The organism is Paraburkholderia sp. MM5477-R1 (assembly GCF_050436385.1).
Classification (GTDB): Bacteria; Pseudomonadota; Gammaproteobacteria; order Burkholderiales; family Burkholderiaceae; genus Paraburkholderia; species Paraburkholderia tuberum.
This window is the reverse complement of sequence record NZ_JBNDMC010000007.1, coordinates 341511-354809: the sequence shown is the minus strand read 5'-3', so window position 1 is coordinate 354809 and position 13299 is coordinate 341511. Positions and strand designations below refer to the sequence as shown.

The 13299-nt window shown below is 62.2% G+C and carries 11 protein-coding genes; 8 read left to right on the top strand and 3 right to left on the bottom strand.

Features of this window, described 5'->3' with window-relative positions:
* Positions 1-21: 21 nt before the first annotated feature.
* The gene (gene clpA / locus OKW35_RS30450; RefSeq protein WP_429554001.1) at positions 22-2319 is read right to left on the bottom strand and encodes an ATP-dependent Clp protease ATP-binding subunit ClpA; all 2298 of its coding nucleotides are present in this window, start codon (positions 2317-2319) and stop codon (positions 22-24) included.
* Positions 2316-2630, bottom strand: a complete 315-nt coding sequence (gene clpS / locus OKW35_RS30445) for an ATP-dependent Clp protease adapter ClpS (RefSeq protein WP_008919570.1) — start codon at positions 2628-2630, stop codon at positions 2316-2318. Before clpS ends, clpA begins: the two co-directional genes overlap by 4 nt.
* A gap of 555 nt (positions 2631-3185) precedes the next feature.
* On the opposite strand from clpS, the gene OKW35_RS30440 reads away from it, so the two are divergent.
* On the top strand, positions 3186-3392 hold the full coding sequence (locus tag OKW35_RS30440) for a cold-shock protein (RefSeq protein ID WP_007180614.1): 207 nt from the start codon (positions 3186-3188) through the stop codon (positions 3390-3392).
* Positions 3393-3574: 182 nt separating this feature from the next.
* Here the strand turns inward: OKW35_RS30440 and icd are convergent, their stop codons facing one another.
* Positions 3575-4831 carry an NADP-dependent isocitrate dehydrogenase gene (gene icd / locus OKW35_RS30435; protein WP_429404657.1) on the bottom strand — a complete coding sequence of 419 codons (1257 nt, stop codon included), beginning with the start codon at positions 4829-4831 and terminating at the stop codon, positions 3575-3577.
* Positions 4832-5092: 261 nt separating this feature from the next.
* Between icd and OKW35_RS30430 the strand changes: the two genes are divergently transcribed.
* The 7 genes from OKW35_RS30430 to OKW35_RS30400 all read left to right on the top strand — a co-directional run bounded on the left by OKW35_RS30430 (position 5093) and on the right by OKW35_RS30400 (position 13268).
* Positions 5093-5662 (top strand): pseudouridine synthase, encoded by a 570-nt coding sequence (locus OKW35_RS30430; protein ID WP_184058181.1) that lies wholly within the window; start codon positions 5093-5095, stop codon positions 5660-5662.
* Between the two features lie 495 nt (positions 5663-6157).
* Positions 6158-6337, top strand: coding sequence for a hypothetical protein (locus OKW35_RS30425; protein WP_429490038.1), 180 nt, complete (start codon positions 6158-6160; stop codon positions 6335-6337).
* A gap of 144 nt (positions 6338-6481) precedes the next feature.
* Complete coding sequence (locus OKW35_RS30420) at positions 6482-6997, top strand: DUF192 domain-containing protein (RefSeq protein ID WP_184006379.1); 516 nt, start codon at positions 6482-6484, stop codon at positions 6995-6997.
* 319 nt (positions 6998-7316) lie between these two features.
* A complete protein-coding gene (fusA, locus tag OKW35_RS30415) occupies positions 7317-9422 on the top strand; it encodes an elongation factor G (RefSeq protein ID WP_184058184.1) in 2106 nt (701 codons plus the stop codon).
* 201 nt (positions 9423-9623) lie between these two features.
* Positions 9624-10151: a cupin domain-containing protein gene (locus OKW35_RS30410; RefSeq protein ID WP_184058186.1), complete on the top strand. Its 528-nt coding sequence runs from the start codon at positions 9624-9626 to the stop codon at positions 10149-10151.
* A 36-nt stretch (positions 10152-10187) separates the two neighbouring features.
* Positions 10188-11207 (top strand): HoxN/HupN/NixA family nickel/cobalt transporter, encoded by a 1020-nt coding sequence (locus tag OKW35_RS30405; RefSeq protein ID WP_429554000.1) that lies wholly within the window; start codon positions 10188-10190, stop codon positions 11205-11207.
* A gap of 387 nt (positions 11208-11594) precedes the next feature.
* Positions 11595-13268 (top strand): ABC transporter substrate-binding protein, encoded by a 1674-nt coding sequence (locus OKW35_RS30400; RefSeq protein WP_429553999.1) that lies wholly within the window; start codon positions 11595-11597, stop codon positions 13266-13268.
* The last annotated feature ends 31 nt before the right edge of the window (positions 13269-13299 follow it).

Genomic DNA, 13299 nt, shown 5'->3' with positions numbered 1-13299 from the left:
CCAACGTCGGACTGACTGACATCACTCGACTTCCACCGCCTCCGGATTCGGATTGCGCGGCGCCGGATGCTCGTCGAAGCTCAACTGCACCTTGTCGTCGGCATCGACGTCGACCGTCACGCGGCCGCCGTTCATCAGCTTGCCGAACAGCAGCTCGTCGGCGAGCGCGCGACGGATCGTGTCCTGGATCAGGCGCTGCATTGGCCGCGCGCCCATCAGCGGATCGAAACCGTGCTTCGCCAGATGCTTGCGCAGCGCATCGGTGAACAGCGCATCGACCTTCTTCTCGTGAAGCTGATCTTCCAGCTGCATCAGGAATTTGTCGACCACGCGCATGATGATTTCCTCATCGAGCGAACGGAAGCTGATCGTCGCGTCCAGACGGTTGCGGAACTCCGGCGTGAACATGCGCTTGATGTCGACCATCTCGTCGCCCGCCTCGCGGCGGTTCGTGAAGCCGATCACCGACTTGCCCATCGCCTCGGCGCCCGCGTTCGTCGTCATGATGATGATGACGTTGCGGAAGTCCGCCTTACGCCCGTTGTTGTCCGTCAGCGTGCCGTGGTCCATCACCTGCAGCAGCACGTTGAAGATGTCCGGATGCGCCTTTTCGATTTCATCGAGCAGCAGCACGCAGTGCGGCTTCTTCGTGATCGCCTCGGTCAGCAGGCCACCCTGGTCGAAACCGACGTAGCCCGGCGGCGCGCCAATCAGCCGGCTCACCGCGTGACGCTCCATGTACTCCGACATGTCGAAGCGGATCAGCTCGATGCCGAGCGTGAACGCGAGCTGCTTCGCGACCTCGGTCTTGCCGACGCCGGTCGGACCCGAGAACAGGAATGCGCCGATCGGCTTGTCGAGCTTGCCGAGGCCCGCGCGCGCCATCTTGATCGCGGCCGACAGCGCGTCGATAGCCGGGTCTTGACCAAACACGACGCTCTTCAGATCGCGGTCGAGCGTCTGCAGCTTGCTGCGATCGTCCTGCGACACGCTTTGCGCCGGCACGCGCGCGATCTTCGAGATGATTTCCTCGATCTCGTTCTTGCCGATCGTCTTCTTCTGCTTCGATTTCGGCAGAATGCGCTGCGCCGCGCCCGCTTCGTCGATCACGTCGATCGCCTTGTCCGGCAAATGACGATCGGTGATGAAGCGGGCCGACAACTCAGCCGCCGCCGACAGCGCACCCGACGAATACTTGACGCCGTGGTGCTCTTCGAAGCGCGATTTCAGCCCGCGCAGGATCGCGACCGTCTGCTCGACGGTCGGCTCGGTCACGTCGATCTTCTGGAAACGACGCGACAGCGCCGCGTCCTTTTCGAAGATGCCGCGATATTCGGTGAAGGTGGTTGCGCCGATGCACTTCAGCGTGCCCGACGAGAGCGCAGGTTTCAGCAGGTTCGACGCGTCCAGCGTGCCGCCCGACGCGGCGCCCGCGCCGATCAGCGTATGGATTTCGTCGATGAAGAGAATGGCGTGCGGACGCTCCTTCAGTTCCTTCAGCACCGTCTTCAGACGCTGCTCGAAGTCGCCGCGATACTTGGTGCCCGCGAGCAGCGCGCCCATGTCGAGCGAATACACCTGGGCATCGGCCAGGATGTCCGGCACTTCGCCGCGCGTGATGCGCCATGCGAGCCCTTCGGCGATCGCGGTCTTGCCGACACCGGCCTCGCCGACCAGCAGCGGATTGTTCTTGCGGCGGCGACACAGCACCTGCACCACACGCTCGACTTCCGACTCACGTCCGATCAGTGGATCGATGCGGCCGTCCTTCGCCATCTGGTTCAGGTTCTGCGTGAACTGGGCGAGCGGCGTTTCCTTCTGCGCGGCGGCTTCGTCGGACTCGGCATTCGCATCGCTCGCCTTCGCGGCGTCCGAACTGCTCGTCTTGGCGATGCCGTGCGAGATGAAATTGACGACGTCCAGACGCGTGACGCCCTGCTGCTGCAGGTAGTACACCGCATGCGAGTCCTTCTCGCCGAAGATCGCGACCAGCACGTTCGCGCCGGTCACTTCCTTCTTGCCGTTCGAGGTGGACTGCACATGCATGATCGCGCGCTGGATCACACGCTGGAAACCGAGCGTGGGCTGCGTGTCGACGTCGTCCGTGCCCGGCACGGTCGGCGTGTTGTCATGAATGAAGTTGCGCAGGTTCTGGCGCAGATCCTCGATATTGGCCGCGCATGCGCGCAGTACCTCTGCCGCCGTCGGGTTATCCAACAGCGCGAGCAAAAGATGCTCGACCGTTATGAACTCGTGCCTTGCCTGGCGCGCTTCCATGAACGCCATATGCAGGCTGACTTCCAGTTCCTGGGCAATCATGCTTCCTCCATCACACACTGCAGCGGATGCCCGGCCTGCCGTGCGTGGGTAACGACTTGCTCGACTTTGGTCGACGCGATGTCCCGCGTATAGACCCCACAAACTCCCCTGCCCTCGCGATGCACCTTCAACATGACCTGCGTTGCGGTTTCACGATCCTTATTGAAATATTCCTGCACGATCATCACGACAAATTCCATCGGCGTGAAGTCGTCATTCAGCAGCACCACCTTGTACATGGATGGCGGCTTGAGTTTCTGCTCCTGCCGCTCCAGTACGGTGCCGTCCTGCTTGTCCGGGATAATCGCCATACACCCATTCTAAACAACTAGGACAGGCCCGCAATCCTGTCAGAACCCGGCCGCCCGGCCGATGAGCCCGTTCGCTGCCACCCGGCGGTCACGACGCTGTCATGTTCGGCCAGGCCTGCGCGTTTTCGACGGGCCGATTGCGGTGCCGGCCCCGATCCTCTCATGCGCGGCGCGTGCTGCACCGCGGTCGGATCGAGTATCGCACAACCTGCCGGTACTGGCTGCGAGCGCTCGCCGCGCTGGGCGTCGGCGCCGCGGGCACAGTCAGCATGTGAGTGGATTATGCGACTTTTCAAGCCACGCCGCTTGCGCCACCGCACATACGGAAGCGGTAAAAACCCTGGAAAGCGGCCTGTTTGCAACGCGACAACGACGTCTCAAAATTTTCTTGACACTCGAATAAAGAGCCCCAACAATCAAGCTGGCACTTTTTTCACCAAGCCATAATCTCGAAAAAATGCCGATGGTGAGCTTGTAAGGAGGGAACGACTGCCTCGCGTGGTCGTGGCTTTTCGAGGGCTCGTGGTAGTGACATGAGTTACAGGGGAAGTTGGAATGGCAACTGGTACGGTCAAATGGTTTAACGACGCAAAGGGTTTCGGATTCATCACGCCTGACGAGGGCGGCGAGGATCTGTTTGCACACTTCTCGGCCATCCAGATGAATGGCTTCAAGACGCTGAAGGAAGGCCAGAAGGTCACCTTCGAAGTCGTGCAAGGCCCGAAAGGCAAACAGGCATCGAACATTCAGGCGCCAGCCTGAAACGTTTCGATACCCGTCCTTTTTGAAACCCGGCTCCGCGCCGGGTTTCTTTTTTGCGGCAGCTTTCTATTGCAACGGATTTTCCGGCCGGAAAGCCGCGCGAAAATTCCTGGTAAAAAAATACCCCGGCCGTTTGCTGGCGCCGGGGGTTTTATGCGAACCGGATAATCCCGGCGCGTCAATTACATATTTTCGATCATCACTTGCCCAAATGCCGAGCACGACACCTGGGTCGCGCCTTCCATCAGGCGGGCAAAATCGTAAGTCACGCGCTTTTGCAGGATCGATTTTTCCATCGAGCTGATTATCAGATCCGCCGCCTCGAACCAGCCCAGGTGGCGCAGCATCATTTCCGCTGACAGGATTTCCGAGCCGGGATTCACGTAATCCTTGCCCGCGTATTTCGGCGCCGTGCCGTGCGTCGCTTCGAACATCGCAACCGAATCCGACAGGTTCGCGCCCGGCGCGATTCCGATTCCGCCGACCTGCGCGGCGAGCGCGTCCGAGATGTAGTCGCCGTTCAGGTTCAGCGTGGCGATCACGTCGTATTCGGCCGGGCGCAGCAGGATCTGCTGCAGGAACGCGTCGGCAATCACGTCCTTCACGACGACGTCGCCGCCGGTCTTCGGATTCCTGACTTTCATCCAGGGACCGCCGTCGATCAGTTCCGCGTTGAACTCCTTCTGCGCGAGCGCGTAGCCGTAGTCGCGAAACGCGCCTTCGGTGTACTTCATGATGTTGCCCTTGTGCACCAGCGTGACCGAGCGGCGTTCATTGTCGATCGCGTACTGGATCGCCTTGCGCACCAGACGCTCGGTACCTTCGCGCGACACCGGCTTGATGCCGATACCCGACGAATCCGGAAAGCGGATCTTCTTCACGCCCATTTCTTCGCGCAAGAACTTGATGATCTTCTTCGCCTGCTCGGATTCAGCTGGCCATTCGATGCCCGCGTAGATGTCTTCCGAGTTCTCGCGGAAGATCACCATGTTGGTCTTCTCGGGCTCGCGCACCGGCGAGGGCACGCCCTTCAAATATCGCACCGGGCGCAGGCACACATAGAGGTCCAGTTCCTGGCGCAACGCGACGTTCAGCGAGCGGATGCCGCCCCCGACTGGCGTGGTGAGCGGCCCCTTGATCGACACGATGTATTCCTTGACCGCCTGCATCGTTTCGTCCGGCAGCCATACGTCCGGGCCGTACACCCGGGTCGCCTTCTCGCCCGCGTAGATTTCCATCCAGTGGATTTTCTTCTTGCCGCCGTACGCCTTTTCGACCGCCGCATCCACGACCTTGAGCATGACCGGTGTGATGTCCAGACCAGTGCCGTCGCCTTCGATGTACGGGATGATCGGCTCGTCGGAAACGTTGAGCGAGAAGTCGGCGTTGACGGTGATCTTATCGCCACCTGTCGGAATCTTGATGTGCTGATACGGCATGATCGGACTCCAGTGAAAGCTGTGCAAAAGCTGATGGGAGACTGCGAAAGAGACGCCCTCGCCGCGCAATGCCGAACCGCCGCGAGCGGCCTGGCCGCTATTCTAGCCCACGTCCCACGCGCGACGCGGCCGCCCCTAGCTCCGGGTTTTCCAACATAGACGGCCTCTCGAACGCGCCACGCTCCTCTATAAGATAGAAGAATCTGCGTCCCGGTTTATGCATTATCATCGCGCCGTATCGCTCTGCCGTATCGCTCTCCTATGCGCCTTCTCGCCCTCAACAAGCCGTTCGGCACCATCTGTCAATTTTCGCCACACGAGACGCGGACGTCGCTTGCCGACTGGGTCAGGCTACCCGGCGTCTATCCGGCTGGCCGGCTCGACTCCGATAGCGAAGGCCTGCTGCTGCTCACCGATGACGGCGCGCTGCAGGCGCGCATCGCCGAGCCGCGTCACAAGCTCGTCAAACGCTATTGGGCGCAAGTCGAAGGCGCGCTCGACGACGCCGCGTTGAAAAAGCTCGCGCGCGGCGTCGATCTCGGCGACTACGTGACACGCCCATGTCAGGCGACCTATGTTGAACCGTCCAGCTCGCTGTGGGCGCGCACGCCGCCGATCCGCTATCGCGCCGCGATCCCGACCACATGGGTCGAGCTGTCGATCACCGAAGGCAAGAACCGTCAGGTGCGTCGCATGACGGCGGCGGTGGGTTTTCCGACGCTGCGTCTCGTGCGGGTCGGCATCGGTGCGCTTGACATTTTTTCACTCGGACTGCAACCTGGACAGAGCACGGAGTTGCGAGCGAACGCGCCATGGGATGGCGTCGCCTGAACATGATTTGACGATTGTTCGTTTATCGCCGCAACACCGCGTGCCGAACTCACGCACGCGCGAATCAGCCTGGACGTGCTCACTCCAAACCCGTTTCACGGCTGTGACAATCAAGCTAACTCGTTGTAGCAGCACGCAAAATAATGCGTGAAACGCAGGCCCGAAATGCGTGAAACAAGTGGGCTCGCCGCGAGCCTGCGCCACGCGGTTTGAGCGCGTGTCATCACGATCAAAATTTCCGCGCAATTCGCGTCAACCGCCGTACAACTCCACGCGTTATCCGACGCAGATGCCGCCGAAGCTATCCGGCATTCAGCCTTAAAGACATTTGCATACGCCGTTTTCGCGGCGAGTACGAAAGTCCGAACGCTAGCAGACGCGTCGAAAAATTTGTTCGATGCGGCTGTCAACCGAAAGGTGGATGGCACGTTTACCGACATGACTCTACATATGCCGGGTCATTTGGTTAATTAACTCAAGCTGAGGATTCACAAAATGAACAAACTGATCGCCGCTCTGGTCGCTGGCCTCTTCGCAACGGCAGCATTCGCACAAGCTTCGGCACCGGAAGCAGCTCCGGCAGCAGCAGCTTCGTCGGCAAAGAAGACCACCAAGCACGCTCACAAGAAGTCGCACAAGAAGGCAGCAGCTGCAGCTTCGGCAGCTTCGGAGTAAGTTGCTTGTAAAAACGCAGTAAAGAACCAGCTTCATTGCCGTTCTTACGGCGTTGTAAGGCAGATCACCGCAAGGCGATCTGCCTTTTTGTTTTTGACGCGCTCGCGTAACATGCGCGAGTCAATTTCAGCAAGGAGTCTTGCCGTGCGATTTTCCATGCGCTCGTCGATGGCGCGTTTCGCCATTGCCGTAGCACTGCCGCTCGCGGCGCTGTCGTTCGTCGTCACCACGGCTCCCGCCCAGGCGCAGCAGATGCCGCCGGGCGCCAAGCAGCCGAGCGAGTTTCCGCGCGTCAAGCTGACCGCTGGCATGTTCGTGATCGACGCGGCCGTCGCCGCCAACGACGCGGACCGCGAACAGGGCTTGATGTATCGCACGAAGCTCGCGCCGAACGAAGGGATGCTGTTCGTGTTCAACGAGAACGCGGGCCACTGCTTCTGGATGAAGAACACGCTGATCCCGCTGTCGATCGCATTCATGCGCGCCGACGGCACGATCACCGACATCGACGAGATGCAGGCCGAGACCACCAACAACCACTGCCCGACGCACAACGGCGTGTTCGCGCTGGAAATGCCCAAGGGCTGGTTCTCGGCGAAGGGCATCAAGCCGGGCATGCAGATCCAGGGCTTACCGCCGGTGCCGGGTATCACGCAGTAAGACCCTCTCACCGCCGGTCCGCGTGTCCGTGCAGCCCCGTAAATGGCCCCGGAGCGGCCTCTGAGCGGGGGCACCGTCCCGCCACGCTATCCCGCGAAAAGCCGGCGTCTCGACCCGAGGCGCCGGCTTTTTTTCGCCCGCTCAGCCCCGCGCCACCAGCCTTCGCGCCGGCTGGCAGGATTCATGCAAAAGACCAATCGACGCGCTATCCTTGTAATCTCGACAAGGTAACGCCAGATAAAGCACCACTCAGACTCCCCGGGCGGCCCACGCGGTCGCCCGGCATGCGTTTCAGGCGCGCCATTACAAGGAGATTCACGTGCCCCGCAAGACTCCCATCGAGCGCTACCGGAATATCGGCATCAGCGCTCACATCGATGCCGGCAAAACCACCACCACCGAACGGATCCTGTTCTACACCGGCGTGACCCACAAGATCGGCGAGGTTCACGACGGTGCGGCGACGATGGACTGGATGGAACAGGAGCAGGAGCGCGGCATCACGATCACGTCGGCGGCCACGACCGCGTTCTGGAAGGGCATGGCCGGCAACTATCCCGAGCATCGGATCAACATCATCGACACCCCCGGGCACGTCGACTTCACGATCGAAGTCGAGCGCTCGATGCGCGTGCTCGACGGCGCCTGCATGGTGTACGACTCGGTCGGCGGCGTGCAGCCGCAATCGGAAACCGTGTGGCGCCAGGCGAACAAGTACAAGGTGCCGCGCATCGCATTCGTCAACAAGATGGACCGCGTCGGCGCGGACTTCTTCCGCGTGCAGCGGCAGATCGGCGATCGTCTGAAGGGGGTCGCCGTGCCGATCCAGATTCCGATCGGCGCGGAAGAGCACTTCCAGGGCGTGGTCGACCTCGTGAAGATGAGGGCGATCTACTGGGACGACGACAGCCAGGGCATCAAGTTCGAGTACCGCGACATCCCGGCTGAACTCGCGGCCACCGCGAAGGAATGGCACGACAAGATGGTCGAGGCCGCGGCCGAGGCGAACGAGGAACTGCTCGAGAAGTACCTCGGCGGCGAACCGCTGAGCGAAGCCGAAATCAAGCACGGCATCCGCGCGCGCACGATCGCCAACCAGATCGTGCCGATGTTGTGCGGCAGCGCGTTCAAGAACAAGGGCGTGCAGGCGATGCTCGACGCGGTGATCGACTATCTGCCGTCGCCGGTCGACGTGCCCGCGATCACCGGTCACGACGAGCACGACAAGGAAATCGAGCGTCATCCCAACGACGACGATCCGTTCTCGGCGCTCGCCTTCAAGATCATGACCGACCCGTTCGTCGGTCAGCTGATCTTCTTCCGCGTGTACTCGGGCGTCGTCAACTCGGGCGACACGGTCTACAACGCGGTCAAGGAAAAGAAGGAACGCCTCGGCCGGATCCTGCAGATGCACGCGAACGAGCGCAAGGAAATCAAGGAGGTCTACGCGGGCGACATCGCCGCGGCCGTCGGCCTGAAGGAAGCGACCACCGGCGACACGCTCTGCGATCCTAATCATGTGATCATCCTTGAAAAGATGATCTTCCCGGACCCGGTGATCTCGCAGGCCGTCGAACCGAAGACCAAGGCCGACCAGGAAAAGATGGGCATCGCGCTGAACCGTCTCGCGCAGGAAGACCCGTCGTTCCGCGTGCAGACCGATGAGGAATCCGGACAGACGATCATCTCCGGCATGGGCGAGCTGCACCTCGAAATTCTGGTCGACCGGATGAAGCGCGAGTTCGGCGTGGAAGCGACCGTCGGCAAGCCGCAGGTCGCGTATCGCGAAACCGTGCGCAACAAGGTCGAGGACGTCGAAGGCAAGTTCGTCAAGCAGTCGGGCGGCCGCGGTCAGTATGGCCACGCGGTGATTTCGCTGGAGCCGTCCGAGCAGGGCAAGGGCTACGAATTCGTAGACGCGATCAAGGGCGGCGTGATTCCGCGCGAATTCATCCCCGCGGTCGACAAGGGCATCGTGGAAACGCTGAAAGCCGGCGTGCTCGCGGGCTATCCGGTCGTCGACGTGAAGGTCACGCTGACTTTCGGTTCGTACCACGACGTCGACTCGAACGAAAACGCGTTCCGCATGGCCGGCTCGATAGCGTTCAAGGAAGCGATGCGCAAGGCGAAGCCCATCCTGCTCGAACCGATGATGGCCGTCGAGGTGGAAACGCCCGAGGACTTCATGGGCAACGTGATGGGCGACCTGTCGAGCCGACGCGGCATGGTTCAGGGCATGGAAGACATCGCGGGCGGCGGCGGCAAGCTGGTGCGCGCGGAGGTGCCGCTCGCCGAGATGTTCGGCTATTCGACGTCGCTGCGCTCGGCCACCCAGGGCCGCGCGACCTACACGATGGAGTTCAAGCATTACGCCGAGACGCCGAGCAATGTCGCCGAGGCCGTGATCAACGCGAAGAAGCAATGACGCTGACGCGGCGGCGTTGAGCGCGACAAGCCGAAGCCCGCTCCCTGTGAGCGGGCTTTTTTATGGCGCCGTTTGCATCGTCGAGCCACGCACCCGTTTTTTGAACGTGCCAGAATGTTGATCAGCCATGCGGCACGCCCCTGAATCGTAAGACCGAAGCGAACGACTCGAACGCGGCACGCCAGCCGAGGAGGAGACACGATGAGCCAGGATCACGAACATCCGCATTACCGGGCCGAGCACGACGCCGCCGAAGCCAGCCAGCAGATCGACTGGCGCGAACACGGCGTGAAGGTCATCCGCGGCGATCAGCTCGACACCAACACCGCGCAAACGCCGGGCATGAACCGCGCGGCCGCGATCAACGCGGCGCGCGTCGGCGCGCAGAAAATCTGGGCCGGCACCGTGACGATCCATCCGAATGCGAAGACCGGCGCGCATCATCATGGCGCGCTCGAAAGCGTGATCTATGTTGTGCGCGGCCAGGCGCGCATGCGCTGGGGCGAGCATCTGGAATTCACCGCCGAGGCCGGTCCCGGCGACTTCATCTTCGTGCCGCCCTATGTGCCGCATCAGGAGATCAACGCGAGCACCGACGAGCCGCTCGAATGCGTGCTCGTGCGCAGCGACAATGAAGCGGTCGTCGTCAATTTGAACATCGACGCGGTCGAGCAGCCGGAAACCGTCTACTGGGTCGATCCGATCCACAAGCATCCGCACGATCACTAAGCCGCTCATCAACCTATCCATTCATCCGCGTGCCACATGACGCCTAACGCCTCGCTGCGCCCTCGCCTCGTCGCGCTCTACGCGGTGCTGCTCGCCTCCAACCTCGGCGCATGGCTGTGGGCGCTAATCGCGTTTCGCCACTACCCGCTGCTGCTCGGCACCGCGCTGCTCGCGTATGGCTTCGGTCTGCGTCATGCGGTCGACGCCGACCACATCGCGGCGATCGACGCCGTTACGCGCAAGCTGATGCAAACCGGCATGCGACCGGTCGGGATCGGGCTCGCGTTTTCGCTCGGCCATTCGACGATCGTGATCGCGGCGACGATCGGCATCGCCTGGACCACGCATTCGCTGAATGGGCGCTTCGAGAGCTTCAAGGAAGTTGGCGGCACGCTCGGGACACTGGTTTCCGCGTCGTTCCTGCTGGTGCTCGCGGCGGTCAATCTCGTGGTCCTGCGCGACGTGTGGCGCCGCTACCGGCACACGCAACGCGGCGACGTTGCGAGCACAGCGTCAGCCGATGCGCTCGCCCCAGCCGGGCTGCTGTCGCGCGCATTGCGGCCGCTGTTTCGGCTGGTCACGAAAAGCTGGCACATGTATCCGGTCGGCGTGCTGTTCGGGCTCGGCTTCGACACCGCGACCGAGGTCGGCCTGCTCGCGATCGCTGCGTCGCAGGCCAGCACTGGCCTGCCGCTCTATTCGATCCTCGTGTTCCCGGCGCTCTTTACGGCCGGCATGACGCTTGTCGATTCGACCGACAACGTGCTGATGGTGCACGCGTACGGCTGGGCGATGGACGACCCGAAGCGCAAGCTTTACTACAACGCGAGCATCACGTTCGTGTCGGCGATGGTCGCGATCGTGATTGGCGGCGTCGAGGCGCTGGGGCTGCTGTCGGATCGCTTCGGCTGGAGCGGCGAGGTGTCGGATGCGATCGTCGGAATCAACGATCATTTCGGCGCGCTCGGCTATGCGATCGTTGCGGCCTTCATGGCGTGCTGGATCGGCTCGGTGCTGTTTCATCGCTGGAGACGGCCGGATACGGCGGCACGATAAGTGGCCTGGCCTACCGGGAAACCGATCTACACCGTAGGTTTCTTTGAGAGTTCCACCTTGTGGAGTTCGAAACCGCATTTCGCACCGTGTTGCTCCGCCAATCCGTCCACAATCGCGGCCGCCCCTCGCGAGCACGCGTCCGGTAACCGTTGTGACGACGACACACCGCGCGTCATTTATCGGCCGATCGACTAGCGCGGCGCGCCCGCGGTGCGCCAGAGCCGCGAGCAATCGCTTACACTGAGACCGCTCTGCACAGCGTTGCCCTTTCGCGATAGCGGCCCCACCACATCCCATCGCCCATCGGAAGGCGCGCTGCCCTCGCGCCGTCGCGCGGCTCGCGCGACGCCTCCGAACCAGCAACAGAACGGGTTGGACACGCCATCGATGAAAACGCCAGCGGACCGATTTCTCGCACCTGACGCATTGGACGCAGCCCGCCTCACAGCCGACGCCTATGGCAACCACGCGCTCGACGAGTTTGTCGCCGGCCGCATCACGCGCCGCGAGCTGCTACGACATGCGAGCGTGATCGGTCTGTCGCTCGCGGGTGGCGGCCTGCTCGGCGCGCCGCGAGCGCGGGCGCAAGGTGCACCGCCCACGTCGAACCAGACGATCCGCGTCGCGCATCTGACGCCGGCGGGCGCTGTCGATCCGCTGACGGTGACTGACGCCGCGAGTCTCGCGCTGCTGAACCAGACCGGCGAATTCCTGATCGACGACGACGGCGAGAAGCTGATGCTGAAGCCCGCGCTCGCGCTGTCGTGGAAGCCGAACGACAAGGGCGACGTGTGGACCTTCAAACTGCGCCAGAACGTGAAATTCCACGACGGCCAGAGCTTCGGCGCGAAAGACGTGGTCGCAACCTTCAACCGTCTCGCCGATCCCGCGAGCGGTTCGGCCGCGCTATCGGTACTAAAGGGCGTGCTGTCGAAAGGCGGCGCGAAGGTCGTCGACGAACACACGGTGGAGTTCCATCTCGACGCGCCGACCGGCAATTTCCCGTACTACGTTTCCTCGGATAATTACAACGCGGTGATCCTGCCCGCGAACTTCGCGGGCAACTACGAAAAGAGTTTCATCGGCACGGGTCCGTTCAAATTCGAAAAGTATCAGCCGAAGGTTGGCGCGTCGTTCGTGCGCAATCCCGACTACTGGGGCGAAAAAGCGTTACCGCAACGCGTACAGTTTTCGTTCTATGCCGACGAGCAGGCTCAACTGCTCGCGTTGCAAGGCCATCAGGCCGACGTGATGGGCACGTTCACCGTGCAGGGCGGCGCGGCCATCCTGAACAATCCGGACTACAAGGCGGTCGGCGTCAAGTCGAGCGCGCACCGCCAGATTCACATGCGCAACGACAGCCCGCTCTTCAAGGACAAGCGCGTGCGTCAGGCACTCGCGTTGTCGCTCGATCGCGACGTGATCGTGCGCGGTCTCTTCAAGGGTCGCGCACAACTCGGCAACGACAGCCCGTTCGCGCCGGTGTTTCCATCGTCGGATGCGGGCGTGCCGCAACGCAAGATCGACGTCGCGAAGGCGAAGCAGCTGCTCGCGCAGGCCGGCGTGCCGAACGGTTTCGACGTCACGCTGACCACCGAAAAATACATGGAGATCCCCGACCTCGCGGTCGTCGTGCAGAACGCCGCGAAGGCGATCGGCGTGCGCATCAATCTGAAGGTCGAGAGCCAATCGCTCTACTACGGCGCGGGCACGCCGGGCAAATCCGACTGGCTCGACTCGCCGCTCGGCATCACCGATTACGGCCATCGCGGCGTGCCGAACGTGTTCCTCACCGCGACGCTGACGAGCAACGGCACATGGAACGCCGCGCACTTCAAGAATCCGCAATACGATCAACTGGTCGCGCAGTTCGTCGCGGCGATCGATCTCGCCACGCAAAAGAAAATCTCCGGGCAGATCCAGACGCTATTGCTCGACGAAACGCCGCTGATCATCCCGTTCTTCTACGATCAGCTGATCGCGATGCGCAAGGGCGTGAACGGCGTGCGCTTCACTGCGCTCGCGCAACTGTATTTCGATCGCGCGACGCTCAGCGCGTAAGCAGCGCGCTGTCCGTCTCGCTTTTCGCAGG

Coding starts and splice junctions, on each gene's coding strand:
- clpA (WP_429554001.1), bottom strand. CDS start 2,319: ATGATTGCCCAGGAACTGGAAGTCAGCCTGCATATGGCGTTCATGGAA.
- clpS (WP_008919570.1), bottom strand. CDS start 2,630: ATGGCGATTATCCCGGACAAGCAGGACGGCACCGTACTGGAGCGGCAG.
- OKW35_RS30440 (WP_007180614.1), top strand. CDS start 3,186: ATGGCAACTGGTACGGTCAAATGGTTTAACGACGCAAAGGGTTTCGGA.
- icd (WP_429404657.1), bottom strand. CDS start 4,831: ATGCCGTATCAGCACATCAAGATTCCGACAGGTGGCGATAAGATCACC.
- OKW35_RS30430 (WP_184058181.1), top strand. CDS start 5,093: ATGCGCCTTCTCGCCCTCAACAAGCCGTTCGGCACCATCTGTCAATTT.
- OKW35_RS30425 (WP_429490038.1), top strand. CDS start 6,158: ATGAACAAACTGATCGCCGCTCTGGTCGCTGGCCTCTTCGCAACGGCA.
- OKW35_RS30410 (WP_184058186.1), top strand. CDS start 9,624: ATGAGCCAGGATCACGAACATCCGCATTACCGGGCCGAGCACGACGCC.
- OKW35_RS30405 (WP_429554000.1), top strand. CDS start 10,188: ATGACGCCTAACGCCTCGCTGCGCCCTCGCCTCGTCGCGCTCTACGCG.
- OKW35_RS30400 (WP_429553999.1), top strand. CDS start 11,595: ATGAAAACGCCAGCGGACCGATTTCTCGCACCTGACGCATTGGACGCA.